Source organism: Shigella sp. SIG6, assembly GCF_053555815.1.
Window position 1 is genome coordinate 1 of sequence record NZ_JBQZXC010000050.1, and the last position, 25,699, is coordinate 25,699.

Annotated in this window: 24 protein-coding genes, 3 tRNA genes and 6 pseudogenes; 14 read left to right on the forward strand and 19 right to left on the reverse strand. The window is 49.1% G+C overall.

Annotated features, from left to right (window positions below; genetic code table 11):
* Window positions 1-145 precede the first annotated feature (145 nt).
* Window positions 146-643, forward strand: a complete 498-nt coding sequence (gene ftnA, locus ACUU1M_RS10485; protein WP_005075398.1) for a non-heme ferritin — start codon at window positions 146-148, stop codon at window positions 641-643.
* A gap of 36 nt (window positions 644-679) precedes the next feature.
* On the opposite strand, the gene ACUU1M_RS10490 is transcribed toward ftnA, so the two are convergent.
* Window positions 680-919: a YecH family metal-binding protein gene (locus ACUU1M_RS10490; RefSeq protein ID WP_000377235.1), complete on the reverse strand. Its 240-nt coding sequence runs from the start codon at window positions 917-919 to the stop codon at window positions 680-682.
* Between the two features lie 189 nt (window positions 920-1,108).
* On the opposite strand from ACUU1M_RS10490, the gene tyrP reads away from it, so the two are divergent.
* Window positions 1,109-2,320, forward strand: coding sequence for a tyrosine transporter TyrP (gene tyrP / locus ACUU1M_RS10495; protein ID WP_000797579.1), 1,212 nt, complete (start codon window positions 1,109-1,111; stop codon window positions 2,318-2,320).
* 61 nt (window positions 2,321-2,381) lie between these two features.
* On the opposite strand, the gene yecA is transcribed toward tyrP, so the two are convergent.
* From yecA to uvrY, 7 genes are all read right to left on the reverse strand, one after another.
* Window positions 2,382-3,047, reverse strand: a complete 666-nt coding sequence (yecA, locus tag ACUU1M_RS10500) for a UPF0149 family protein YecA (protein WP_000847903.1) — start codon at window positions 3,045-3,047, stop codon at window positions 2,382-2,384.
* 195 nt (window positions 3,048-3,242) lie between these two features.
* Window positions 3,243-3,329, reverse strand: a tRNA-Leu gene (locus tag ACUU1M_RS10505).
* A gap of 12 nt (window positions 3,330-3,341) precedes the next feature.
* Window positions 3,342-3,415, reverse strand: a tRNA-Cys gene (locus ACUU1M_RS10510).
* A 54-nt stretch (window positions 3,416-3,469) separates the two neighbouring features.
* Window positions 3,470-3,545 (reverse strand) — tRNA-Gly (locus ACUU1M_RS10515).
* A 151-nt stretch (window positions 3,546-3,696) separates the two neighbouring features.
* A complete protein-coding gene (pgsA, locus tag ACUU1M_RS10520; protein ID WP_001160176.1) occupies window positions 3,697-4,245 on the reverse strand; it encodes a CDP-diacylglycerol--glycerol-3-phosphate 3-phosphatidyltransferase in 549 nt (182 codons plus the stop codon).
* Window positions 4,246-4,301: 56 nt separating this feature from the next.
* A complete protein-coding gene (gene uvrC / locus ACUU1M_RS10525) occupies window positions 4,302-6,134 on the reverse strand; it encodes an excinuclease ABC subunit UvrC (protein WP_001283406.1) in 1,833 nt (610 codons plus the stop codon).
* Window positions 6,131-6,787 carry a UvrY/SirA/GacA family response regulator transcription factor gene (gene uvrY, locus ACUU1M_RS10530; RefSeq protein ID WP_000611335.1) on the reverse strand — a complete coding sequence of 219 codons (657 nt, stop codon included), beginning with the start codon at window positions 6,785-6,787 and terminating at the stop codon, window positions 6,131-6,133. Before uvrY ends, uvrC begins: the two co-directional genes overlap by 4 nt.
* 141 nt (window positions 6,788-6,928) lie before the next feature.
* Here uvrY and ACUU1M_RS10535 point away from each other — a divergent pair.
* The 3 genes and pseudogenes from ACUU1M_RS10535 to yecF all read left to right on the forward strand — a co-directional run.
* Window positions 6,929-7,000 (forward strand): annotated as a pseudogene (locus ACUU1M_RS10535) (transcriptional regulator); the annotation flags it as partial.
* A gap of 82 nt (window positions 7,001-7,082) precedes the next feature.
* Window positions 7,083-7,259 (forward strand): protein YecU, encoded by a 177-nt coding sequence (yecU, locus tag ACUU1M_RS10540; protein WP_000590347.1) that lies wholly within the window; start codon window positions 7,083-7,085, stop codon window positions 7,257-7,259.
* Window positions 7,246-7,470, forward strand: coding sequence for a DUF2594 family protein YecF (gene yecF, locus ACUU1M_RS10545; protein WP_000106474.1), 225 nt, complete (start codon window positions 7,246-7,248; stop codon window positions 7,468-7,470). Before yecU ends, yecF begins: the two co-directional genes overlap by 14 nt.
* A 32-nt stretch (window positions 7,471-7,502) precedes the next feature.
* On the opposite strand, the pseudogene sdiA reads toward yecF, so the two are convergent.
* The 8 genes and pseudogenes from sdiA to fliC form a co-directional block, all read right to left on the reverse strand.
* A pseudogene (gene sdiA / locus ACUU1M_RS10550) lies at window positions 7,503-8,123 on the reverse strand (transcriptional regulator SdiA); the annotation flags it as partial.
* A gap of 229 nt (window positions 8,124-8,352) precedes the next feature.
* Complete coding sequence (tcyN, locus tag ACUU1M_RS10555) at window positions 8,353-9,105, reverse strand: L-cystine ABC transporter ATP-binding protein TcyN (RefSeq protein WP_001272995.1); 753 nt, start codon at window positions 9,103-9,105, stop codon at window positions 8,353-8,355.
* Window positions 9,102-9,770 (reverse strand): cystine ABC transporter permease, encoded by a 669-nt coding sequence (gene tcyL, locus ACUU1M_RS10560; protein ID WP_001158210.1) that lies wholly within the window; start codon window positions 9,768-9,770, stop codon window positions 9,102-9,104. The genes tcyN and tcyL overlap by 4 nt, the downstream gene beginning before the upstream one ends.
* Window positions 9,771-9,784: 14 nt before the next feature.
* A complete protein-coding gene (gene dcyD / locus ACUU1M_RS10565) occupies window positions 9,785-10,771 on the reverse strand; it encodes a D-cysteine desulfhydrase (protein ID WP_001128221.1) in 987 nt (328 codons plus the stop codon).
* A gap of 104 nt (window positions 10,772-10,875) precedes the next feature.
* Window positions 10,876-11,676 carry a cystine ABC transporter substrate-binding protein gene (tcyJ, locus tag ACUU1M_RS10570; RefSeq protein ID WP_005075417.1) on the reverse strand — a complete coding sequence of 267 codons (801 nt, stop codon included), beginning with the start codon at window positions 11,674-11,676 and terminating at the stop codon, window positions 10,876-10,878.
* 87 nt (window positions 11,677-11,763) lie between these two features.
* On the reverse strand, window positions 11,764-12,315 hold the full coding sequence (gene fliZ, locus ACUU1M_RS10575; protein WP_005048734.1) for a flagella biosynthesis regulatory protein FliZ: 552 nt from the start codon (window positions 12,313-12,315) through the stop codon (window positions 11,764-11,766).
* Between the two features lie 45 nt (window positions 12,316-12,360).
* Entirely contained in the window at window positions 12,361-13,080 is a 720-nt protein-coding gene (gene fliA, locus ACUU1M_RS10580) for an RNA polymerase sigma factor FliA (RefSeq protein WP_001087467.1), read from the reverse strand.
* Window positions 13,081-13,244: 164 nt separating this feature from the next.
* Entirely contained in the window at window positions 13,245-14,897 is a 1,653-nt protein-coding gene (gene fliC / locus ACUU1M_RS10585) for a flagellin FliC (protein ID WP_000079692.1), read from the reverse strand.
* A gap of 265 nt (window positions 14,898-15,162) precedes the next feature.
* Between fliC and fliD the strand changes: the two genes are divergently transcribed.
* From fliD to amyA, 4 genes are all read left to right on the forward strand, one after another.
* Window positions 15,163-16,575 carry a flagellar filament capping protein FliD gene (gene fliD / locus ACUU1M_RS10590; protein ID WP_000146801.1) on the forward strand — a complete coding sequence of 471 codons (1,413 nt, stop codon included), beginning with the start codon at window positions 15,163-15,165 and terminating at the stop codon, window positions 16,573-16,575.
* Between the two features lie 24 nt (window positions 16,576-16,599).
* Entirely contained in the window at window positions 16,600-17,010 is a 411-nt protein-coding gene (fliS, locus tag ACUU1M_RS10595) for a flagellar export chaperone FliS (RefSeq protein ID WP_152028947.1), read from the forward strand.
* Window positions 17,010-17,375 carry a flagella biosynthesis regulatory protein FliT gene (gene fliT, locus ACUU1M_RS10600; RefSeq protein ID WP_001057836.1) on the forward strand — a complete coding sequence of 122 codons (366 nt, stop codon included), beginning with the start codon at window positions 17,010-17,012 and terminating at the stop codon, window positions 17,373-17,375. The genes fliS and fliT overlap by 1 nt, the downstream gene beginning before the upstream one ends.
* Window positions 17,376-17,452: 77 nt before the next feature.
* Window positions 17,453-18,940: an alpha-amylase gene (gene amyA / locus ACUU1M_RS10605; protein WP_001245691.1), complete on the forward strand. Its 1,488-nt coding sequence runs from the start codon at window positions 17,453-17,455 to the stop codon at window positions 18,938-18,940.
* 33 nt (window positions 18,941-18,973) lie between these two features.
* Here the strand turns inward: amyA and yedD are convergent, their stop codons facing one another.
* Window positions 18,974-19,387 carry a lipoprotein YedD gene (gene yedD / locus ACUU1M_RS10610; RefSeq protein WP_024260775.1) on the reverse strand — a complete coding sequence of 138 codons (414 nt, stop codon included), beginning with the start codon at window positions 19,385-19,387 and terminating at the stop codon, window positions 18,974-18,976.
* A 186-nt stretch (window positions 19,388-19,573) separates the two neighbouring features.
* On the opposite strand from yedD, the gene yedE reads away from it, so the two are divergent.
* The 3 genes and pseudogenes from yedE to ACUU1M_RS10625 all read left to right on the forward strand — a co-directional run bounded on the left by yedE (window position 19,574) and on the right by ACUU1M_RS10625 (window position 21,786).
* A complete protein-coding gene (yedE, locus tag ACUU1M_RS10615) occupies window positions 19,574-20,779 on the forward strand; it encodes a selenium metabolism membrane protein YedE/FdhT (RefSeq protein ID WP_000118895.1) in 1,206 nt (401 codons plus the stop codon).
* Window positions 20,776-21,009, forward strand: coding sequence for a sulfurtransferase-like selenium metabolism protein YedF (gene yedF, locus ACUU1M_RS10620; protein WP_000790493.1), 234 nt, complete (start codon window positions 20,776-20,778; stop codon window positions 21,007-21,009). Before yedE ends, yedF begins: the two co-directional genes overlap by 4 nt.
* A 106-nt stretch (window positions 21,010-21,115) precedes the next feature.
* Window positions 21,116-21,786, forward strand: a pseudogene (locus tag ACUU1M_RS10625) (SOS response-associated peptidase).
* A 39-nt stretch (window positions 21,787-21,825) separates the two neighbouring features.
* On the opposite strand, the pseudogene ACUU1M_RS10630 reads toward ACUU1M_RS10625, so the two are convergent.
* Window positions 21,826-23,034: pseudogene (locus ACUU1M_RS10630) on the reverse strand (RNA-guided endonuclease InsQ/TnpB family protein).
* 7 nt (window positions 23,035-23,041) lie between these two features.
* Here ACUU1M_RS10630 and tnpA point away from each other — a divergent pair.
* Window positions 23,042-23,471: pseudogene (tnpA, locus tag ACUU1M_RS10635) on the forward strand (IS200/IS605 family transposase); the annotation flags it as partial.
* A 573-nt stretch (window positions 23,472-24,044) separates the two neighbouring features.
* On the forward strand, window positions 24,045-25,127 hold the full coding sequence (gene ompC, locus ACUU1M_RS10640) for a porin OmpC (protein WP_000737284.1): 1,083 nt from the start codon (window positions 24,045-24,047) through the stop codon (window positions 25,125-25,127).
* A 488-nt stretch (window positions 25,128-25,615) separates the two neighbouring features.
* Here the strand turns inward: ompC and ACUU1M_RS10645 are convergent.
* Window positions 25,616-25,699 (reverse strand): annotated as a pseudogene (locus ACUU1M_RS10645) (AraC family transcriptional regulator); the annotation flags it as partial.

Genomic DNA, 25,699 nt, shown 5'->3' on the forward strand with positions numbered 1-25,699 from the left:
CGCTGATTAAAGAAATAGCGGTAATGAGTTTTATTCCCATTCGTATTTTTAATAATTGAAGTTTATATTTTACCTTTTGCAAATAATAAAATAACAAATTATAGTGACGCCACAGCAACAAATATAACCTTTGTGGAGCACTATCATGCTGAAACCAGAAATGATTGAAAAACTTAATGAGCAGATGAACCTGGAACTGTACTCTTCACTGCTTTATCAGCAAATGAGCGCCTGGTGCAGCTATCATACCTTCGAAGGTGCTGCCGCGTTCCTGCGCCGTCACGCCCAGGAAGAGATGACGCATATGCAGCGTCTGTTTGATTACCTGACTGATACCGGCAATTTACCGCGTATTAATACCGTTGAATCTCCGTTTGCTGAATATTCCTCACTTGATGGATTATTCCAGGAAACCTATAAACACGAACAATTAATCACCCAGAAAATTAACGAACTGGCTCATGCTGCAATGACCAATCAGGACTACCCAACATTTAATTTCCTGCAGTGGTATGTTTCTGAGCAGCATGAAGAAGAGAAACTGTTCAAATCGATTATTGATAAATTAAGCCTGGCAGGCAAAAGCGGCGAAGGTCTGTATTTTATCGACAAAGAACTCTCTACCCTCGACACACAAAACTAATGCTCTCCGGCGGCAGGTTTCTGCCGCCGTTTCAAATCAGTGACGGCAAATCTTACTCTGATCGGTCGAAAAACCTTCTTCTGAAGGTATAAATTTGCCTTTTGCTGCCAGAAACGCTACCAGCTCTCCCGCTGTCATCCCTTCTGCCGAGCACGTGTGAAAACGTGCCTGTTCACCAAAACGCACTTTAATCGCAGCTTCCAGACTGGCATGCGTATATTGCTCGCCTGATTCAATCATCATATTTAACACTTCATGACCGTGAATAGAGTCCATCGTTCCTCCTCAAAAAAAGCCTAGCGTAGCGATTACCGCTTATGAAGACTTTGCGCCAGCGCAGGACTGAATGCTTTTATTGTACATTTATATTTACACAATATGTAACGTCGGTTTGACGAAGCAGCCGTTATGCCTTAACCTGCGCCGCAGATATCACTCATAAAGATCGTCAGGACAGAAGAAAGCGTGAAAAACAGAACCCTGGGAAGTGTTTTTATCGTGGCGGGAACCACAATTGGCGCAGGCATGCTGGCAATGCCGCTGGCTGCGGCCGGTGTTGGTTTTAGCGTTACGTTAATCTTGTTGATTGGGCTTTGGGCGTTGATGTGCTACACGGCGCTATTACTGCTGGAGGTGTACCAGCATGTTCCGGCAGATACCGGTCTGGGCACGCTGGCAAAACGCTATCTGGGACGCTACGGTCAATGGCTGACGGGCTTCAGTATGATGTTCTTAATGTATGCTCTGACTGCGGCATACATCAGCGGTGCCGGTGAATTGTTGGCCTCCAGCATCAGCGACTGGACAGGTATTTCAATGTCGGCAACCGCTGGCGTGCTGCTGTTCACTTTTGTTGCCGGTGGCGTGGTTTATGTTGGAACATCGCTGGTCGATTTATTTAACCGTTTTCTGTTCAGCGCCAAAATTATTTTTCTGGTGGTGATGCTGGTATTGCTGCTACCGCATATTCACAAAGTGAATCTTTTAACCCTGCCGTTGCAACAGGGGCTGGCACTGTCTGCAATCCCGGTGATTTTTACGTCGTTTGGTTTTCACGGTAGCGTGCCGAGTATTGTCAGCTATATGGATGGCAACATTCGTAAGCTACGCTGGGTGTTTATAATCGGTAGTGCCATCCCCCTGGTGGCATATATTTTCTGGCAGGTGGCGACGCTTGGCAGCATTGATTCAACAACCTTTATGGGATTGCTGGCTAATCATGCTGGATTAAACGGGCTGTTACAGGCGTTACGCGAAATGGTGGCCTCTCCGCATGTTGAGCTGGCGGTGCATTTATTTGCTGATTTAGCCCTCGCCACGTCATTTCTCGGCGTTGCGTTAGGCTTATTTGATTATCTGGCTGATTTGTTTCAGCGTTCAAATACCGTTGGTGGACGATTGCAAACTGGTGCAATTACCTTTCTGCCGCCGTTGGCGTTTGCACTGTTTTATCCACGAGGATTTGTGATGGCGCTGGGTTACGCCGGTGTGGCGCTGGCGGTACTGGCATTGATTATCCCTTCACTATTGACCTGGCAAAGCAGAAAGCACAATCCTCAGGCGGGTTACCGGGTCAAAGGTGGTCGTCCGGCGCTGGTGGTGGTGTTTCTCTGTGGTATTGCTGTGATTGGCGTGCAATTTTTGATTGCGGCAGGGTTGTTACCAGAAGTGGGGTGATCAGATAGCCTCAAATTCCTTATTGGGTGCCAGAATTAACGCTGACACCCAATGTGACCTCTTAATGCAGGCAGCACTGCTTAAATTTCTTACCACTGCCGCACGGACAAGGATCGTTACGCCCCGGTTTCTCTTCTGCTTTGATCGGTTGCTGAACAGCTTTTTCCTGCGGATGCGCCATCCAGTATGCATGTAAATCAAGCGCCGCCAGTCGAATGGCATCTACGCTCTCTTCAAACACTTCTGGCGACATTTTCTCTACCCGCTCGAAGTTTTCCTCAGTACCGTGCAGCGCAATCGCCTCCAGCGCTGGTTTTAAAGAATCGGGCAACGTTGACCAGTCAGAAAGTGCCACGCCCCGCATATAGCCAAAGCACCACTCCTCAACAATCGTCAGCTCGCTGCCATCAACTTCTCGCAAGCCGAATAACGGCTCAAACTGCTCCGGGAATTCGTTCAGACGCTCTGCGGTATCGGCCATATGTTGAAAAGCCAGGTTCATAAAGCGCGTCATCTCTTTCTCTGACGCCCAGCGCGGCACATAGTCAGCCCCACCCCACACGGCAACCAGCCACTGTTCTGGTTCAATCTCTTGCGGAGAACTCAACACCGCCGTCAATAAACCGTCCAGCTCCGCCACATCAAGGATGGCGTGGTCAGTGTTGTATTTGGTCAGAATATCGTCCAGCCATTCCAACTCACTTTCGTTTAACGGTCCCGTTTTCATACGCTTTTCCTTGTGGATCTCAACTCGCCAGCACCTATCTTACATGCCGGTCCGTATCAGAGATACTTTTTGAGTGGCTTTGCCGGTGGTTAAAAATTAAGGAGGGTGTAACGACAAGTTGCAGGCACAAAAAAACCACCCGAAGGTGGTTTCACGACACTGCTTATTACTTTGATTTTATTCTTATCTTTCCCATGGTACCCGGAGCGGGACTTGAACCCGCACAGCGCGAACGCCGAGGGATTTTAAATCCCTTGTGTCTACCGATTCCACCATCCGGGCTCGGGAAGAAAGTGGAGGCGCGTTCCGGAGTCGAACCGGACTAGACGGATTTGCAATCCGCTACATAACCGCTTTGTTAACGCGCCAAATTCTTCAGGCCTTTCAGCCAGACATCCGCTTGACGCCGATGTCTTTTAAACTGGAGCGGGAAACGAAACTCGAACTCGAGACCCCGACCTTGGCAAGGTCGTGCTCTACCAACTAAGCTATTCCCGCATTCATCAAGCAATCAGTTAATCACTTGATTTTATTATCGTCTGGCAATCAGTGCCGCCGTTCGATGCGTTGCATTCTACTTACCTGGCGCGATGAGTCAACGATATTTTTCACCACTTTTGATCGTTTGCTGAAAATTACGCCGAAACGATCACTGATCAAGCAAATCTGCACGCGCAGCGCTCAAATATTGCAACATTGACCACAGAGTCAGTACCGCAGCCACAAAGAAAAGTGCAATACCGGCGTACTCAACCCAAATGTTCGGACGCCACAGCAGCCAGGCCAACGCCACCATCTGGGCAGTGGTTTTCACTTTCCCAATCCAGGAGACGGCCACGCTACTGCGTTTACCCAACTCCGCCATCCATTCGCGTAGCGCAGAAATAATAATTTCACGGGCGATCATCGTTGCCGCCGGTAATGTCACCCACCAGCTGTGATAATGCTCGGTTACCAGCACCATGGCGATAGCCACGAGAACTTTATCTGCCACAGGGTCAAGGAAAGCACCAAACAGGGTACTCTGGTTCCAGCGGCGTGCCAGAAAACCATCGAACCAGTCAGTCACCGCCGCGACGCAGAAAATGAGCGCGGCGGCAAACGGCGACCAGGTGACAGGCAGATAAAAGACCAATACAAAGAATGGGATAAGGATGACACGGAACAGTGTAAGCAACGTAGGGATATTAAATTGCATAATGACGGGTAACTATCTGTTGTCAGTAAGATTACCCCTATGTTGCTACAGAGACATCAATGTTTCAACGACCAGAAGATCTTTTCTGCCAGACCTTGCGAAATACCCGGCACTTTTGCAATTTCCTCGACGCTGGCGTTACGTAAACCTTGCAAACCGCCCATATATTTCAACAACATTTGCCGACGTTTTGGCCCGACGCCTTCAATGGTTTCCAGGGAACTGGTATTTTTGACCTTCGCCCGTTTTTTACGGTGCCCGCCAATCGCGTGATCATGTGATTCATCGCGAATATGCTGGATAACATGCAGCGCGGGTGAATCTGGCGGCAAACTAAATCCCTCACCTTCCGGCTCAAAGAACAGCGTTTCCAGTCCAGCCTTACGATCTGCTCCTTTGGCAACGCCAAGTAGCAGCGGATGATTTTTATCCCATGAGACATCCAGTTCGGCGAAGACATTTTTCGCCTGCGCAAGCTGGCCTTTGCCGCCGTCGATAAGGATCACATCCGGGATCTTACTGTCGTCAATGGCTTTACCATAACGCCGACGCAGCACCTGATTCATCGCCGCATAATCATCGCCCGGCGTGATGCCTGTAATGTTATAGCGCCGATACTCCGCACGCAGCGGGCCGTTAGCATCAAACACCACACAGGAAGCGACGGTTTGTTCGCCCATGGTATGGCTGATGTCAAAGCACTCCATCCGCTTCACTTCCGGCAATTTCAACACGCTGGCAAGCGCGGTCAGTCGCTGGTGAACGGTAGATTGCTGCGAAAGTTTGCTGGTTAAGGCCGTCGCCGCATTGGTGCGCGCGAGTTTCAGATAACGCGCCCTATCGCCGCGAGGTTTGGTTTGAACATTAATCTTGCGTCCCGCCAGTTCTGAAAGGGAATCGGCGAGCAGCGTTTTATCGCTAAGATTAAAATCGAGCAGGATCTCACCCGGTAAGGTGCGCATCTGGCTGCCTTGTAAATAGAACTGACCTACGAAGGTTTCTACCACCTCGCTCAGTTCCGTACCGCCAGGCACTTTCGGGAAATAGCTGCGGCTGCCGAGCACTTTGCCCTGACGAATGAACAATACGTGGACACAAGCCATGCCCGCATCGAACGCCACACCAATAACGTCAAGGTCGTCGCCGGTATTGGAAACAAACTGTTTTTCGGTGACGCGTCGCACCGCCTGAATTTGGTCGCGAATACATGCCGCTTCTTCAAACTCCAGATTCTGGCTGGCAGTTTCCATACGGCTAATGAGTTGCGTAAGCACCTGATCATCTTTGCCAGACAAAAACAGGCGCACATACTCGACCTGCTGAGCGTATTCTTCTTCACTCACCAGTCCTTCAACGCACGGTCCCAGACAGCGCCCTATCTGGTATTGCAGACACGGACGCGAGCGATTGCGATAAACACTATTTTCGCACTGGCGAATGGGGAAAATCTTTTGCAGTAGCGCCAGTGTTTCACGTACGGCATAGCCATTCGGGAACGGGCCGAAATATTCACCTTTGGCATGCTTTGCACCACGATGCATCGCCAGACGCGGGTGGGTATCGCCACTCAGGAAGATAAAAGGATAAGATTTATCATCGCGTAGCAAAACGTTGTAACGCGGCTGATAGAGTTTGATGTAGTTGTGTTCCAGCAACAGCGCTTCGGTTTCTGTATGCGTAACCGTTACATCAATTTGCTGGATCTGGGCGACCAGCGCTTCGGTTTTGCGCGAAGCGAGGTTGCTGCGGAAATAGCTGGAAAGCCGTTTTTTCAGGTCTTTCGCTTTGCCGACATAGATAACCGTACCACCAGCATCGTACATGCGATAAACGCCTGGCTGGCTGGTTACGGTTTTTAAAAACGCTTTTGCGTCAAACTGATCACTCACTGACTTGATAATGTCTCCGCATTACACAGACCATGGCGAATTGCCAGGTGAGTCAGCTCAACATCGCCATGAATGTTTAGTTTACTGAACATACGATAGCGGTAGCTGTTCACCGTTTTCGGACTGAGATTGAGCTGTTCTGAGATCTCATTGACCTTCTGGCCCTTAGTGATCATCAGCATAATCTGCAATTCACGTTCAGACAAACTGGCAAATGGGCTTTCTGTTTTTTCTGGTTCGATCTGGCTTAACGCCATTTGTTGAGCGATATCAGAAGCAATGTAACGCTGCCCTGAATAGACAGAACGAATCGCACTCACGACTTCCTGCGGAGCCGCGCCTTTGCTGAGGTAGCCAGCAGCACCTGCCTGCATGACTTTCGCTGGTAAAGGGTTTTCTGTATGGACCGTAAGCATGATGATTTTAACATCAGCTGTGGAACGCGCGATTTTACGCGTCGCCTCAAGACCGCCAATGCCCGGCATACTCATGTCCATTAGCACCACGTCAACGGCATTTGTCCGGCACCACTTAACGGCGTCTTCACCGCACGATGCCTCTCCGACGACTTTTATACCCTTTATATCTTCCAGAATGCGTCGTATCCCTGCGCGCACCAGTTCATGGTCATCAACAAGTAGAACGTTGATCAAAGGAATATCTCCAGAAATAGGGATAACGCTACTGATAGTTAGTCATTCGTATATTAGCGGTTTTTATTGCAACTTTGAAACGTTAAAAATGGTGGGTATTCGATTTTTCTCTCGTTTTTGTCAATTCGATTGTCCACAGTTATGGTCACGCCCGTCACCAACGGCTTACCGGATCGTTTCACAGTAAGCCCTACGATGAAATGTGACAAAAATTGACTTTATTCAGCAAAAATGAAAATCAGCCCGCTGAATATGTAACATTAATTAACCCGAACAATACGGGCAAAAAACATTCATGATAAAAATATTTATTGGTCATTATATTAACGTATTTTATAGCACTGCCGATATCACGCTCAAAAAACAACCACTGCTATTTTTAGCAAAACTTATGGTATACTCCGCCGCCTTAACATTTTTCACCGCAAATTTTCATTGCAACATGACGAGGAAAATAAATGAGTACGCCTGATTTTTCTACTGCCGAGAATAATCAAGAACTGGCAAATGAAGTCTCCTGCCTGAAAGCGATGCTGACGCTGATGCTGCAGGCGATGGGACAAGCTGACGCGGGCCGCGTGATGTTAAAGATGGAAAAACAGCTTGCGCTGATCGAAGACGAAACCCAGGCTGCAGTATTTTCCAAAACGGTTAAGCAAATTAAACAAGCCTACCGTCAGTAATATAAAACCGGCTGAGAGCGTGCCTTTCAGCCGGTTATTGACAAAATCATCGCTATCTCTGCTGATGTCTTCCCTTCCGCCGTCCATTTCAGAATTTCTTTTTCGCGCTTGCTGAAATTCATCTCTGGCGTCATCACTATTTCATCATTTAAACGCATCAGAGCCATCAGACTTTCGCGCACCAGTAACTGCATTTTTAATTGCAGTTCATCACTAAGAATGGGTATTTCGCGCGTGCTGCAACGGGAAAAGGACAAAAAGCCCAGCGCCCGATTTGGCAGCATTAAATACTGAGTGACACCGCGGCGTAAACCATGTGCGTGCGCGGCTTCCCATAATGGCTGTGCTTCGCTGAATAAGTCATCATTCCACATTAAATGGCCCTGACTAAAGTTTTCAGGGTTCAGCACAGGATCAATTGCGAGAAAATTTTTTGCCTGATAATAACTAACCCACGACTCAGGGTAATTGGTGTAGAAAGCCACTTTAGGTCGCGTGAATGGTACCGGGTGGCGAACACATAACGAATAGTAATCGTACTCCAGCTGCTGAGCCTGAAGCTCTATTTCATGGTAGACCTCTTCTGCGGCCTCCATCCTCTGAAAACGCAACAGCATCGTGCGACGCCAGCTGAAAAAATCCGTATCCTGCATAGTAAACCGCAACGCCCCTGAGAGTGAGTATCATTTATAATGATAATTCAAACTATCACATAAATAAGATTTATATATAATTTATATTATTCAGCCAATGAATTACTTTTGCAAGCCATCGCATTCTCTTATGTTATTAATGAGTTATGCTGATTTGTTAAGCAGTTTTATCACGCTTGAAATGGCGTCCCGCCCCGACAGGTGAATCGTCGGGGCTGATTTTTTCTTATTATTGCAGCAGAAGCTTCTCGAGGAACTGGCGGGTGCGAGGCTGCTGGGGATCGGCAAATAACGCTTTTGCTGCCCCCTGCTCGACTATCCGCCCCTGGTCCATAAAGATCGCCCGGTCCGCAACATCCCGGGCAAAGCTCATTTCGTGTGTCACAATCACCATCGTGCGCTTTTCCTGCGCCAGCTGGCGGATGGTGTTCAGGACTTCGCCCACCAGCTCTGGATCCAGCGCCGACGTTGGCTCGTCAAACAAAATCACCTCAGGACGCATTGCCAGTGCACGCGCAATCGCAACACGCTGCTGTTGACCGCCAGACAAACGACGTGGATAGCTGGTTTCTTTACCGGCCAGCCCAACTTTCGCCAGCAGCTCGCGAGCGCGCGCCGTGGCCTCTTCTTTCGGTTCGCCTTTGACGATCACCGGCCCTTCAATAATGTTTTCCAGCACCGTACGATGCGGAAACAAATTAAAGTTCTGGAAGACAAACCCGACGTGCTGACGCAACTGGCGAATCAGCGATTTTTGCTGACTTAATGAACGTGCAGTATCAATAGTGATATCGCCAACGGTGATCGTTCCCGCTTCCGGTTGTTCCAGCAGATTTATGCTACGTAGCAATGTGGTTTTGCCGGAACCACTCGGACCGATAATTGCCACCACTTCGCCAGGCTTTACCTCGAGGTCGATACCGTGCAGCACCGTCTGACCGTGGAATTTTTTCACCAGGTTCTTAACTTCAATGGCACTCATTTTGGTTCTCTCTCCTGGCGATTAAGTTGATTCTCAAAATGGTTCTGCAACGTCGATAACACAGTCGCCATGATCCAGTAGATGAGCGAAGCCGCCAGGTACATGGTGAACACCTCCAGCGTGCGCGAGGTAATCAACTGCGCCTGACGGAACAGCTCCGGCACCTGGATTGTCGCGGCCAGCGACGTATCTTTTACCAGACTGATAAAGCTGTTCGACAGCGGCGGCAACGCCACCCGCGCCGCCTGTGGCAAAATCGCGCGACGCATGGTCTGCCACGGCGTCATACCAATACTGGCAGCGGCTTCCCACTGACCTTTATCAATAGAAGAAATGGCGGCGCGCAGCGTTTCGGCGGCATAGGCGGCAGTGTTCAGCGACAGACCAATCATTGCTGACGGAATGGGATCTAATTCGATACCAAACTGCGGCAGGCCGTAATAGATCATAAACAGTTGTGCGATGAGCGGCGTACCACGAAAAATAGAGATATAAAAACACGCCAGCCAGCGCACGGGCCAGATTGGCGACAGGCGCATCAGCGCGAGAATAAACCCGAGTAGTAAGCCAAAAAACATGCCGCCGATACTGAGTTGCAGGGTATACCCAGCCCCTTTCAACAGGAACGGCAAGGAATCAATAACCAGTTGTATACTTTCTTGCATGAGCGTTCCCGGAGCTAAACGTGGGGATGATAGGCGAACAGCGCAGGCGCGCCGCCGGTATGAATAAACAGAATCGGCCCTTCATCTTTGAAGCGTTTCTGACTGATACCGTCAATCAGCCCCGCCATCGCTTTTCCGGTATACACAGGATCAAGCAGAATGCCTTCCAGACGCGCCAGCAATTTCACTGCTTCCACGCCTTCGTCGTTCGGCACGCCGTAGCCAGGTGCAAAATAGTCATCCCAGAGTAAAATTTCCGCTGATGCGGTCAGCTCCAGTTCTTTCGCAATCGCCTGTTGTAGGTTAACCACTTTCGGCAATTGATCGGCAACGGAACGCGACACGGTCACGCCAATCAGTTCGCTTTCAGGCATCAGGTGTTCCAGCCCAACAGCCAGTCCGGCGTGAGTTCCGGCACTGCCCGATGCGACTACCACCGACGAAATATTAACCGCCCCTTCACACTGTTGCGCGATTTCCAGCGCACTCTCCACATAACCTAGCGCGCCAAGAGCATTAGAACCGCCAACCGGAATGACATACGGGCGAAAGCCTTGTGCTTCGACTCGCGTCGCCAGCTCTTCCAGTTGGGCATTGGGATCGGTCAGTGCGTCGCACATTTCAATCTGGGTATTGAACAGATCCAGCAACAAACGATTGCCGTTGGTTAAATAGTTTTCTGCGGTTGTGCCAATAGGATTTTCCAGCAGCGCCACGCAGTGCAGACCGAGTTTCGCCGCGACTGCGGCAGTCTGGCGCACATGGTTAGACTGGATCGCGCCGGCAGTAATCAGCGTATCGGCACCTTCGCGCAGGGCATCTGCCGCGAGAAATTCCAGCTTACGTAATTTATTGCCGCCCATTGCCATGGGGGTGACGTCATCCCGTTTGATGAAAATTTCCCGTCCAAGATAATCAGAAAAGCGCGGCAGATATTCGAGCGGCGTTGGCGCGCCGATAAACTCCAACCGTGGAAAACGGGTTAAATTATGCAGTGGCATAACAGCCTCCGATGTGTGTTGTTGTGATTTTCTTATTATGCACGCTGAAAACGCGTAAATAAAAAAGGCGCTAGTGAAAGCGCCCTTTTTTGTCATTATGCTGATTATTTGGTCACATCAGCACCAAACCATTTTTCGGAAAGAGCTTGCAGAGTGCCGTCTTTTTGCATTTCCACAATTGCATCATTCACCGCTTTCAGCAGGTCTTCATTTCCTTTACGCAGCGCCACGCCAGACTCCTGACGGGAGAATGCTTCACCGGTTACTGCCAGCGTATCGTTGGTTTTCTTCACCAGATCCAGCGCCGCCAGACGATCAACGAGGATCGCATCGATACGCCCTACGCGCAGATCCTGATATTTGGTCGGGTCATCATCATAGGTACGCACATCGACACCCTGAACATTCTGCCGCAGCCACTCTTCATAGTTGGTGCCCAGACCGACACCCACTTTTTTGCCTTTCAGATCAGCAGCCGTTTTAATGGTGCCTTCGTTACCTTTTTTCACCAGCGCCTGAATACCGGAAATGGTGTAAGGGGTAGAGAAATCGTATTTTTTCTTGCGCTCGTCAGAAATGGTGACCTGATTAATCACCACATCAATGCGTTTAGAGTCCAGCGACGCCAGCATACCGTCCCATTTGGTCGGTTTTAGTGACGCCTCAACGCCAAGATGTTTTGCCAGCTGTTGGGCAAATTCCACTTCAAAACCGGTTAATTTGCCGTCATCCCCCTGAAAACTGAACGGCGGATAAGTGCCTTCCAGCCCTACCAGCAGCGTGCCGCGCTCTTTGACTTTATTAAGCAGACCTTCATCTGCAAAACTTTTAACGCTCATGCCCGCAACCAGCGCCACGGCCATCACACCCATCAATGCCTGACGTCCCAGATGTGCTAATTTCATATTCACCCCGAATGTTGTTATGTCTGTTTGCAGTGTAGAGCCATTGTTTGTAAACACAAAAACAACTCCGCTACATCTTATTCTTATTTAATATATATCAGAAGCAGGCAGGCTGGAGGATTTCTGCACAAGTCCGGTACAGGTTTGGCGCTGATAGTGTTGATACTTCCGTAATGCGATGCGGTAATTGTTGGTGCTGGTGGTGGGCAGCCACGGGGCGAGGATTTCATCAAGGAAACCGTCCTGCAGCTGATCGAGGGAAATATTTTGCTCATGTAGATGATTACCCAAACGGCGCAGACGAACGACATATTCACGCACCGTACCTGGGCTCATTTCAGTTTGCTCAAAAAGAAATTTCTTAAAGCCGATAATATCGAAAAAATCACTCTGCGTTTTGCAATGTAAATCACCGCAAAATCGGCACAATGCCGCCCATGATTGTTGTTCCGTTTGCCAGCCTTTTTCATCAAGCAGCGTGTCCAGGCGGGAAATCTCGATTTTATTCACTATTTTGCCGTCGCGAACTAAGGTAATGCGATCGAGTAATTTACGGCAATGCGCGCAATGGGTCTGGCTGTGTTTAAAGTCTTTAAGATAGCGGCTTAATGGCCGTCTTTTCAGGTGCTGCACCATCATTAAGAACTCCTGGTAGTCAAAGTTAAAGTGCGGCATTTACTGACGTTATAACTTACCCAGTTTAGTGCGTAACCGTTTAATGGCCTGGCTGTGTAACTGACTGACCCGCGATTCCCCGACCTCCAGCACCGCGCCAATCTCTTTGAGATTCAGCTCTTCCTGGTAATAGAGGGTTAATACCAGTTTTTCGCGCTCCGGCAACGTTTCGATGGCTTCCATCACCCGCTGGCGCAGATTACTGTCCAGCAGTTGTTGTAGCGGGTTTTCTCGCTGATGATCATCAGTAACCAGTTCGATGCTATCGCCGTGCTCTTCACGCCACTCATCGTAGGAGAAGAGCTGGCTGTTATTGGTGTCGAGCAGCATTTGACGATAATCGGCAATATCGATCCCTAAACGTTCCGCTACCTCAGTTTCCGTAGCGTTGCGGCCAAGTTCCTGCTCCAGTTGCCCTATTGCCTGTGCCACTTCACGCGCGTTGCGTCGCACGCTGCGCGGCACCCAGTCACGGCTGCGAAGTTCATCCAGCATAGCGCCACGGATACGCTGCACTGCGTAAGTTGTAAATGCCGTTCCTTGTAGGGCGTCATAGCGTTCGACAGCATTAAGTAACCCAATGCCGCCCGCCTGTAGCAGATCGTCAAGTTCCACGCTCGCGGGCAGTCGAACCTGCAGGCGCAATGCTTCGTGACGCACCAGCGGGACATAACGCTGCCACAGCGAGTGTTTATCCATTACACCTTCAGCGGTATAGAGTGAATTCACGATAAACAGCCCTGCGTTATATGAGTTATCGGCATGATTATCCGTTTCTGCAGGGTTTTTAATCGGACGATTAGTGGGTGAAATGAGGGGTTATTTGGGGGTTACGCAAAAAGCCGAATGTAAAAAACCCCGCCGGTGGCGGGGTTTGAGAGGCATTCAGACGATTAACCCTGCAGCAGAGACAGAACCTGCTGCGGTACCTGGTTGGCTTTTGCCAGCACGGAGTTACCGGCCTGCTGGATAATCTGCGCTTTCGACATGTTGGACACTTCGGTCGCATAGTCGGCGTCCTGAATACGGGACTGCGCTTCAGACAGGTTGGTAGTGGTGTTGTTCAGGTTGGTGACTGCGGAATCCAAACGGTTTTGCACCGCACCCAGGGAGGAGCGGAATTTGTCGATGGAGCTGATGGCTTCATCCAGAGCTTTCAGGGGATCGGCTGTCGTAGCTGCTTTTGTTTCAGCATCTGTCGTCAATTTACCATCAGCATCTTTATAAACTGCCTTACCGCTGCCGTTAGTCACTGAACCATCATCCTGTAGGTAAAAATCTACAGTATCAGATGTGGTCAACGCCTCGTTGTTATCAACATAAACCGAATCAACACCTTTTGTTACAGCGCCAGTTGTGCCGTTGACGCTATAACCTGCAGTAGTGAAATCAACATTGTTTCCCGAGGTTGATACAGCTTTATCGAAAGCTGCCTGATCAACTTTTGCACCTGTTACTGAATAAGTAATAGTGTCCGGCGTAGTACTATTACCGGTAAAGGAGATAGAGGTACCGCCAATGTCAATGGTTGTCGCTTTGGTATTATTGGCTGCAAGTGTGGACAGACTAGCCTCAGTCAAAGAAGCACCAGAGCCGTTTTTCGTTAAGCGCCCAGTTGTATCAATGTAGAGTTTATCTCCATTGCTTGCCGTAATTTTACCATCACTGCTGATCTGAACATCCTGTGCAGAACCATCGATAGTAATAGTGCCCTTAGCGGTATCACCAACTCCCGGGGTCAAATATTTCTGAACATCGGCAGCTGAAGCCGTTGTGGTATCAAAAGAGTATGACTTACTTGCACTGTCATACTTGTAATTCGTTGCACTAGCCGCCGTTCCGAAGCCGTTACTAATGGTTGCCTGAACAGTATCACCATCACTAACTCCAGCCAGCAAATCAGACGCTTTAGCAGCATCGTAACCCGCACTCACAGTATATTTGTTGCCGACCACTGTTGCATTAGCAGCTACCAAGTCAGCTTTAGATGCAGCAGTATTAGCCACAGCCCCGCCACCATTCACATTAAACCCATTCAGCCCCAGCGTATCAGAGTCAATTTTCTTCAGATCAATAGTGATAGTCTGGCCGTCATTCGCACCAACCTGAATTTTCATCGAACCGTCTTTTGCCAGTACGTTCACGCCGTTGAACTGGGTCTGACCGGATACGCGGTCAATTTCGTCGAGACGGGATTTGATTTCGTCCTGAATGGAGTCCAGATCCGAATCAGAGTTAGTCCCGGTAGAAGCCTGAACCGTCAGCTCACGGATACGCTGTAAGTTGTTGTTGATTTCGGACAGAGCGCCTTCAGTGGTCTGTGCAACAGAAATACCGTCGTTGGCGTTACGTGCAGCCTGAGTCAGGCCTTTAATGTTAGAAGTAAAACGGTTAGCAATCGCCTGACCCGCGGCGTCATCCTTCGCGCTGTTAATACGCAAGCCAGAAGACAGACGCTCGATAGAACTCGACAGCGCAGACTGGTTCTTGTTGATATTATTTTGAGTGATCAGCGAGAGGCTGTTGGTATTAATGACTTGTGCCATGATTCGTTATCCTATATTGCAAGTCGTTGATTACGTTTTGGGTTTCCACCCGTCGGCTCAATCGCCGTCAACCCTGTTATCGTCTGTCGTAAAACAACCTTTAGAATTTTTTTCACAAACAGCCATTTTTTGTTAGTCGACGAAATACTCTTTTCTCTGCCCCTTATTCCCGCTATTAAAAAAAACAATTAAACGTAAACTTTGCGCAATTCAGGCCGATAACCCCGGTATTCGTTTTACGTGTCGAAAGATAAAAGGAAATCGCATGGCAAGTATTTCATCGCTGGGAGTCGGGTCAGGTCTGGATTTAAGTTCAATCCTTGATAGCCTCACCGCCGCGCAAAAAGCGACGCTAACCCCTATTTCAAATCAGCAATCGTCGTTTACCGCTAAACTTAGCGCCTACGGTACGCTGAAAAGCGCGCTGACGACTTTCCAGACCGTCAATACTGCATTGTCTAAAGCCGATCTTTTTTCCGCCACCAGCACCACCAGCAGCACCACCGCGTTCAGTGCCACCACCGCGGGTAACGCCATCGCCGGGAAATACACCATCAGCGTCACCCATCTGGCGCAGGCGCAGGCGCAAACCCTGACCACGCGCACCACCAGAGATGATACGAAAACGGCGATCGCCACCAGCGACAGCAAACTCACCATTCAACAAGGCGGCGACAAAGATCCGATTACCATTGATATCAGCGCGGCTAACTCATCGTTAAGCGGGATCCGTGATGCCATCAACAACGCAAAAGCGGGCGTAAGTGCGAGCATCATTAACGTGGGTAACGGTGAATATCGTCTGTCAGTCACATCAAATGACACCGGCCTTGATAATGCGATGACACTCTCGGTCAGCGGTGATGATGCGCTACAAAGTTTTATGGGCTATGACGCCAGTGCCAGCAGCAACGGTATGGAGGTCTCGGTCGCCGCCCAGAATGCGCAGCTGACGGTCAACAACGTCGCCATCGAGAACAGCAGCAACACTATCAGCGACGCGCTGGAAAACATCACCCTGAACCTGAACGATGTCACCACGGGCAACCAGACGCTAACCATCACTCAGGACACCTCCAAAGCGCAAACGGCGATTAAAGACTGGGTGAATGCCTATAACTCGCTAATAGATACCTTCAGCAGCCTGACCAAATACACCGCCGTAGATGCGGGAGCTGATAGCCAGAGTTCTAGCAATGGCGCACTGCTCGGCGACTCCACGCTGCGGACGATTCAGACGCAGTTGAAGTCGATGCTGAGTAATACCGTCAGTTCTTCCAGCTATAAAACGCTGGCGCAGATTGGTATCACGACCGATCCCAGCGATGGCAAACTGGAACTGGATGCCGACAAACTCACCGCTGCACTGAAAAAAGATGCCAGCGGCGTAGGTGCATTGATTGTTGGCGATGGTAAAAAAACCGGCATCACAACCACCATCGGCAGCAACCTGACCAGTTGGCTTTCGACAACGGGCATTATTAAAGCCGCTACCGATGGCGTTAGTAAAACCCTGAATAAGTTAACTAAAGACTACAACGCCGCCAGCGATCGCATTGATGCGCAGGTCGCGCGCTACAAAGAACAATTTACCCAACTGGACGTTTTAATGACCTCGTTAAACAGCACCAGCAGCTACTTAACGCAGCAGTTCGAAAACAACAGTAATTCCAAGTAATCATTATTCATCGGGAGACAGGTCATGTACGTGGCAAAAGGCACCCAGGCCTATGCACAAATTGGCGTCGAAAGCACCGTAATGAGCGCCAGCCAACAGCAGTTGGTCACCATGCTATTTGATGGAGTGCTGAGCGCACTGGTTAGAGCGCGACTGTTTATGCAGGACAACAATCAGCAAGGCAAAGGCGTCTCTTTGTCAAAAGCGATCAACATCATTGAGAACGGACTGCGGGTGAGTCTTGATGAAGAGAGCAAAGACGAATTAACCCAAAACTTAATTGCTCTTTATAGCTATATGGTCAGGCGTTTGCTGCAAGCCAATTTACGCAACGATGTCTCCGCAGTCGAAGAGGTGGAAGCATTAATGCGTAATATTGCCGATGCCTGGAAAGAGTCTTTACTCTCCCCTTCTTCGATTCAGGACCCAGTCTGATGAACAATGCACCGCATTTGTATTTCGCCTGGCAACAACTCGTCGAAAAAAGCCAGCTCATGTTACGCCTGGCAACGGAAGAACAATGGGACGAACTCATCGCTAGCGAAATGGCGTATGTGAATGCGGTGCAGGAGATCGCACACCTGACTGAAGAGGTTGCCCCGTCCACTACGATGCAGGAGCAGCTCCGCCCGATGCTGCACCTGATTCTCGACAACGAAAGCAAGGTAAAGCAGTTATTACAGATTCGGATGGATGAACTGGCGAAACTGGTCGGTCAGTCATCGGTGCAAAAATCGGTGTTAAGTGCCTATGGCGATCAGGGCGGCTTTGTGCTGGCTCCGCAGGATAACCTCTTTTGAATCTTAATGAGCCGATGGCTCGCGAATAATCCGATTACGGCTACGCTTCTAATATTCCCCTTGAATGGAGTCGAAGAATGCGTAATCCCACGCTGTTACAATGTTTTCACTGGTATTACCCGGAAGGCGGTAAGCTCTGGCCTGAACTGGCCGAGCGCGCAGACGGTTTTAATGATATTGGTATCAATATGGTCTGGTTGCCGCCCGCCTATAAAGGCGCATCGGGCGGCTATTCGGTCGGCTACGACTCCTATGATTTATTTGATCTAGGTGAGTTTGATCAGAAAGGCAGCATCCCTACTAAATATGGTGATAAAGCACAACTGCTGGCCGCCATTGACGCCCTGAAACGTAATGACATTGCGGTGCTGCTGGACGTGGTAGTCAACCACAAAATGGGCGCGGATGAAAAAGAAGCTATTCGCGTGCAGCGTGTAAATGCTGATGACCGTACGCAAATTGACGAAGAAATCATTGAGTGTGAAGGCTGGACGCGTTACACCTTCCCCGCTCGTGCCGGGCAATACTCGCAGTTTATCTGGGATTTCAAATGTTTTAGCGGTATCGACCATATCGAACACCCTGATGAAGATGGCATTTTTAAAATTGTTAACGACTATACCGGAGAAGGCTGGAACGATCAGGTTGATGATGAACTCGGTAATTTCGATTATCTGATGGGTGAGAATATCGATTTTCGCAATCATGCCGTGACGGAAGAGATTAAATACTGGGCGCGCTGGGTGATGGAACAAACGCAATGCGACGGCTTTCGTCTTGATGCGGTCAAACATATTCCGGCATGGTTTTATAAAGAGTGGATCGAACACGTACAGGAAGTTGCGCCAAAGCCGCTGTTTATTGTGGCTGAATACTGGTCGCATGAAGTCGATAAACTGCAAACGTATATTGATCAGGTGGAAGGCAAAACCATGCTGTTTGATGCGCCGCTGCAGATGAAATTCCATGAAGCATCGCGCATGGGTCGCGACTACGACATGACGCAGATCTTCACTGGGACGCTGGTGGAAGCCGATCCTTTTCACGCCGTAACCCTCGTTGCCAACCACGACACCCAACCGTTGCAAGCCCTCGAAGCACCGGTCGAACCGTGGTTTAAACCGCTGGCGTATGCCTTAATTTTGTTGCGGGAAAATGGCGTTCCTTCGGTGTTCTATCCGGACCTCTACGGTGCACATTACGAAGATGTCGGTGGTGACGGGCAAACCTATCCGATAGATATGCCAATAATCGAACAGCTTGATGAGTTAATTCTCGCCCGTCAGCGTTTCGCCCACGGTGTACAGACATTATTTTTCGACCATCCGAACTGCATTGCCTTTAGCCGCAGTGGCACCGACGAATATCCCGGCTGCGTGGTGGTCATGTCGAACGGAGATGATGGCGAAAAAACCATTCATCTGGGAGAGAATTACGGCAATAAAACCTGGCGTGATTTTCTGGGGAACCGGCAAGAGAGCGTAGTGACAGACGAAAACGGCGAAGCGACCTTCTTTTGCAACGGCGGCAGCGTCAGCGTGTGGGTTATCGAAGAGGTGATTTAAATCCATCCCCGGCGGCAAGCCGGGGAGATTTCATTACGGCAGTGGCGTCGGTAACGGCGCTTTATCCAGCGCGGCGGCACACTCTGCCGTCGGGCGATCCACACGCTCCATCGTCATACCATCGTACTCAATGGTGTTACCGTCACGCTCAACCTCGTACAGCTCACGTTTTACGGTAACGTTAGTGAGATCATCAGACATCAATGTCAACTTACCCGGCACGGCAATCCCCCGCTGCCACTGACGGCAATCCAGGGTATCGCCCTCTTTAGTGACAATCAGGCTGCCTATCGCTTCCGGACTGACCAGCGCACGTTGCGGCCCTTTGGTCTGCCAGTAGCCCACCAGCCAGTCCGGCGCGGGGGTTTTCACGACATTGTTATAGTTTTCGACTTCGGCACAGCCCGCCAGCAACATGAGCGCGCCTGCAATTGCGAGTTTTTTCATCATTCGTCCTGCATGAGAAGAAAAGAGGATTGTGGCATTAAAGCTCTGATGTCGCCAGCCTTTCCAGGTTCAGAGAGAAATTTGATCTAACTATTATTTTTGTGAATTATTACCCCGAAAATAAATTTGCATGGTGTATGATTCGCGGCTCTTGTTTCAAACCTTCTGAGTTCAGAGGCTACATTCATGTCATGGCAGCAATTCAAACACGCCTGGTTGATTAAATTCTGGGCACCCATCCCTGCGGTCATCGCGGCGGGTATTCTCTCCACTTACTATTTTGGCATTACTGGCACCTTTTGGGCTGTCACGGGTGAATTTACCCGTTGGGGCGGTCAGCTCCTGCAGCTGTTTGGCGTCCATGCTGAAGAGTGGGGTTATTTTAAAATTATCCATCTGGAAGGATCGCCATTAACCCGCATCGACGGCATGATGATCCTCGGTATGTTTGGCGGCTGCTTTGCTGCTGCGCTGTGGGCCAACAATGTCAAACTACGCATGCCACGCAGCCGTATCCGCATTATGCAGGCCATCATTGGCGGCATTATCGCCGGTTTTGGCGCGCGTCTGGCAATGGGCTGTAACCTGGCGGCGTTCTTTACCGGCATTCCTCAGTTCTCGCTGCATGCCTGGTTCTTTGCCATCGCCACTGCCATTGGTTCATGGTTTGGCGCGCGCTTTACCCTGCTGCCCATCTTCCGTATTCCCGTGAAAATGCAGAAAGTTTCTGCCGCCTCACCGCTGACGCAAAAACCGGATCAGGCGCGGCGTCGTTTTCGTCTCGGGATGCTGGTCTTTTTCGGCATGCTGGGCTGGGCGCTGCTCACGGCGATGAACCAACCAAAACTGGGGCTGGCAATGCTGTTTGGCGTCGGCTTTGGTTTACTGATTGAACGTGCGCAAATCTGCTTTACTTCGGCGTTCCGCGATATGTGGATCACCGGACGTACCCATATGGCGAAAGCAATCATTATCGGTATGGCGGTGAGTGCCATCGGGATCTTCAGTTACGTACAGTTAGGCGTTGAACCTAAAATCATGTGGGCGGGACCAAATGCGGTAATTGGTGGTTTACTTTTTGGTTTTGGCATCGTGCTGGCAGGCGGCTGCGAAACCGGCTGGATGTACCGCGCGGTAGAAGGCCAGGTGCACTACTGGTGGGTCGGTCTGGGCAACGTGATCGGCTCAACGATTCTGGCGTATTACTGGGATGATTTCGCTCCGGCGCTGGCCACCGACTGGGACAAAATCAACCTGCTGAAAACTTTTGGTCCGATGGGAGGCCTGCTGGTGACATATTTGCTGCTGTTTGCTGCGCTGATGTTGATTATCGGCTGGGAAAAACGCTTCTTCCGCTGTGCGGCACCGCAGACTGCTAAGGAGATCGCATGAAAAATATCGTTCCTGATTACCGCCTTGATATGGTGGGTGAACCCTGCCCTTATCCGGCAGTCGCAGCCCTTGAGGCGATGCCGCAATTAAAAAAAGGTGAGATCCTGGAAGTGGTGAGCGACTGTCCGCAGTCGATCAATAATATTCCACTGGATGCGCGTAATCACGGCTACACGGTGCTGGATATTCAGCAAGACGGGCCGACCATTCGTTATTTAATTCAGAAGTAATCCCTCATTCCCGCTGTGGCCCACAGCGGGAACATCGTTACCTCTGACACATAGATTTTACCCGCCCCCTCTCCTATTCTTTTCAGTATGATCTCAGGAGGTTGCTATGTGTGGACGCTTTGCCCAATCCCAAACGCGTGAGGATTACCTTGCGCTTCTCGCGGAAGATATTGAACGCGATATTCCCTACGATCCCGAACCCATTGGCAGATACAATGTCGCGCCGGGAACCAAAGTTCTTCTGCTCAGTGAACGTGATGAACACCTTCATCTGGATCCGGTTTTCTGGGGATATGCTCCCGGATGGTGGGATAAACCGCCGCTGATTAACGCCCGCGTAGAAACTGCCTCAACCAGTCGCATGTTTAAACCGCTCTGGCAACATGGTCGGGCAATCTGTTTTGCCGATGGCTGGTTTGAGTGGAAAAAAGGAGGCGACAAAAAAAGCCTTATTTTATCTATCGCGCTGACGGACAACCTGTTTTTATGGCCGCGATAGGTAGCATACCGTTTGAGCGTGGTGACGAAGCCGAAGGATTTTTGATCGTCACTGCGGCGGCAGATCAAGGTCTGGTAGATATTCATGACCGCCGCCCGCTGGTTCTGTCGCCAGAAGCTGCACGGGAATGGATGCGGCAAGACATTGGTGGTAAAGAAGCCTCAGAAATCGCTACCAGAAGCTGTGTGCCAGCAAACCAGTTCACCTGGCACCCTGTGTCGCGCGCGGTGGGTAATGTCAAAAACCAGGGCGCGGAGTTAATTCAACCTGTTTGTTGACATCCTCCACGCCCTGAATGACGAGGACCCCTGCTACGTTCAGGCTGTCGCCTGAATCATTTCGGTGGGTTCCTGCTTCAACGAGCGGCCTGACTGCACCATCTCTCCACAGGCAAGAACGGCGTGCCCCGCCGCTAAAATGTTACGAGCGCCATTTACATCGGCGTTCGCTGTATATCCACATACCTGGCATCTGAATTTACTTTGTGACAGGCGATTTTCTTTCGCTGTATGACCACAGCACGCGCAACGCTGACTTGTGTACGCTGGCGGAACAGCAAGCACCTGACCGCCACGCCAGAGCTGCTTGTACTCAAGCTGGCGGCGCATTTCATACCAGCCCTGATCCAGTATCGAACGGTTTAAACCTGATTTTGCCCGGACATTGCGCCCCGGCTGGCTGACCGTACCCGCTGCTGACTTTGACATGTTGCTGACCTTCAAATCCTCAATGACTATCATTACGTGGTTTTTGCTGACGGTCGTTGTGACTTTGTGAAGGTAGTCCCTGCGGATATTTGCGATACAGGAATGCAGTCGCTGTATTTTGCGTTTCTGCTTCTGCCAGTTGTTGCTGAATTTGACCTTGCGGCTTAACTGTCGCTGAAGTCTCGCCAGCTTCTTCTGGTTTTTCTGAAAACTGTTTACAGGCTCAAAGACTGTGCCATCTGACAGCGAGGCAAGTTTAGCCACGCCAGCATCCAGCCCGACCATTGATGCTGAAGGGTGAACCGGAGTTGATACTTCACTTTCTGCCTGAATACTGATGTACCACTTACCGCAGGACTGGCTGACAGTGACATTTTTCACAACACCCGTGACCTGACGGCCGTTCCGGTAGCGCATCCAGCCAAGTTTTGGCAGAAAAATACGGCTGTTTTCCTGAGCGAGCTTAACGCCCTGCGGATAGCGGAATGCATCATTCTGTCACCGCTTTTTGAATCAGGGGAACGCCGACCGCTTCTGGAAAAAGTTTTTGCAGGCCTGCTCAGGGTCTTTCAGTGACTGTTGCAATGGCTGTGACGGAGCATCTTTAATCCATTGCGTTTCAGTGGCATTTTTCCACTCAACCAATCAGGAAGCCATTTTCGCGTAAGGGATGTCTTTGTTACCGGCCTTATGATTCTCATTCTGACGTGCCAGAGTACGACTGAAAACGAAACGACATGCGCCTGCGAAGCGCCTCATTTCACGCGCCTGTTGACCACCGGGTCTTAACCGGAATTTGAATACCTGTAGTCGTTTCACAGGGCAAATTATACTTTGGTCTGTGAAAAAAACTGATATCCGACGCGGAAGGCACTGTGTTTTCCTGATGCATGCTCACCGGGTCTTTGTTACCAAGTACCGACGCCAGATTTTTGACCATGACGCGACAGAAAAACTACGTACTTACTTTTCAAATGTATGTGCTGATTTTGAAGCTGAACTGGTTGAAATGGATGGCGAACCAGAGCACGTCCATCTGTTAATTAACTATCCCCCCAAACTGGCGATATCCAGTCTGGTAAACAAACAGCCTCAAAGGCGTATCGGGTAGGTTACTGCGACGGGATCGACCAGATATTGCTGCCAGGTATTACCGCAAAGATGTTTTGTGGCGTCCCGGCTATTTTGCCAGTAGCTGCGGAGGTGCGCCAATATCCGTCATCCGCCAATACATTGAACAACAGCAAACACCTGGTCAGGTGAAAAAACGAGCCTTATATCCCCGCCCTGAAGGACGGGCTTTTACGGTGCACTGGATAAGCCTGGAGATTATCTACACCTGCATGGACATCATTGTACTATGCCCCGTACATGCCCCATCACATCCTCAACATCAAAGTATTAGAACCTTGCAAACCATTATGCGTCTCAGTTTGTCTCATCTATCTTACGCAAAAAAAATAGAACTAATATCAAGCGGCGCTATATTGCGTATTAAATAAAACCACCTCAATTACATTAATAAATCTAAATAAATATCATGCAAATAATTTCCATGGTTATTTTTAGGCTATTTAAATTAAAAAAATAAATTATGAGTCAATCATAAATAACAACCTTTAATATAATTTGACTACCAAATTTATATTCGTTCACAAAATAGTCATGCATTGTGTGCAATAGAAACAGTTCAGATAAAAATAGGGATCTACTTCACAATTTAAATGAGAAACTAAAACTTACATCTTGAAATAATCTCATTGATTGGATGAATATTTGTTGTGCAGTGACATCATTTTTAAATAATAGTTCAAATAAAAGGGCTCACGATGAAAAAATTAACAGTGGCAATTTCTGCTGTAGCTGCATCAGTACTGATGGCGATGTCTGCTCAGGCAGCAGAGATTTACAATAAAGACAGTAACAAGCTGGATCTGTACGGAAAAGTTAATGCTAAGCACTACTTCTCTTCTAACGATGCAGATGATGGCGACACAACTTATGTTCGTCTGGGCTTCAAAGGCGAAACTCAAATCAACGATCAACTGACTGGTTTCGGTCAGTGGGAATATGAATTCAAAGGCAACCGTGCTGAATCTCAAGGTTCTTCCAAAGATAAAACCCGTCTTGCCTTCGCTGGCCTGAAATTCGGTGACTACGGCTCCATCGATTATGGCCGTAACTACGGTGTAGCATACGATATCGGTGCATGGACCGACGTTCTGCCAGAATTCGGTGGCGATACCTGGACCCAAACAGATGTGTTCATGACTGGTCGCACCACAGGTGTTGCAACCTATCGTAACAACGACTTCTTTGGTCTGGTTGATGGTCTGAACTTTGCTGCTCAGTATCAGGGTAAAAATGACCGCACTGACGTAACTGAAGCTAACGGTGATGGTTTCGGTTTCTCCACTACTTATGAGTATGAAGGATTCGGTGTAGGTGCAACCTATGCTAAATCTGACCGCACTAATGATCAGGTTATCTACGGTAACAACAGCCTGAATGCATCTGGTCAAAATGCTGAAGTATGGGCAGCTGGTCTGAAATATGATGCGAACAACATCTATCTGGCTACCACCTATTCTGAAACCCAGAACATGACTGTTTTTGGTAATAACCATATTGCCAACAAAGCACAAAACTTCGAAGTAGTTGCACAATATCAGTTCGACTTCGGTCTGCGTCCGTCCATTGCTTACCTGCAATCTAAAGGAAAAGACTTGGGTGCGTGGGGTGATCAGGACCTGATTGAATATATTGATGTAGGTGCAACCTATTACTTCAACAAAAATATGTCCACTTTTGTTGATTACAAAATCAACCTGATTGATAAGAGCGATTTCACGAAAGCATCTGGCATTGCTACCGATGATATCGTTGCTGTAGGATTGGTTTACCAGTTCTAATCTGATTACTCAAAGATATGTTGTGGGAGGCTTTGCCTCCCCAACATATAAGTGGCGCCCTCAAGCCACTTTCCTTAGAAGCACTATCTTGCTTCTGACTATATAAATTACCCTTTATTTTCTGGGACGTTTCAACGCCCCATTTTTAATAATACTCAGTGAACAATTAACGTATCAATTAGATTTAATAACAACGATATCCGTACCTAACCTGATATCTAATGTCATAAGCATCCCTTTAATTATCCCCTCAACCTCTTGTAAATTTCCCACTCTTGAGCTCCACATAGTCCAAACGCCGGATGCAAAAAAAATCACACGTGCATCTCTGAAATTGTGATGGAGGAAGTGAGTATCAATTATATGTGCTTATAAACGTTCCCGATTGGCACAGAAGTCACCGGATTGTTCAGGCTCCAATAGGTTGAGTATGTCGTATTTATTTTCCAAAATAAAAATCGATGCTGTTGCTCCTTAATAAAATACTTTTACTCTCTGGACGCTTTTCTTAGCTCTCTTGGTGTTATCTTAAAACGATTATGGAACCTTTCAGTAAAACGAGAAGGACACTT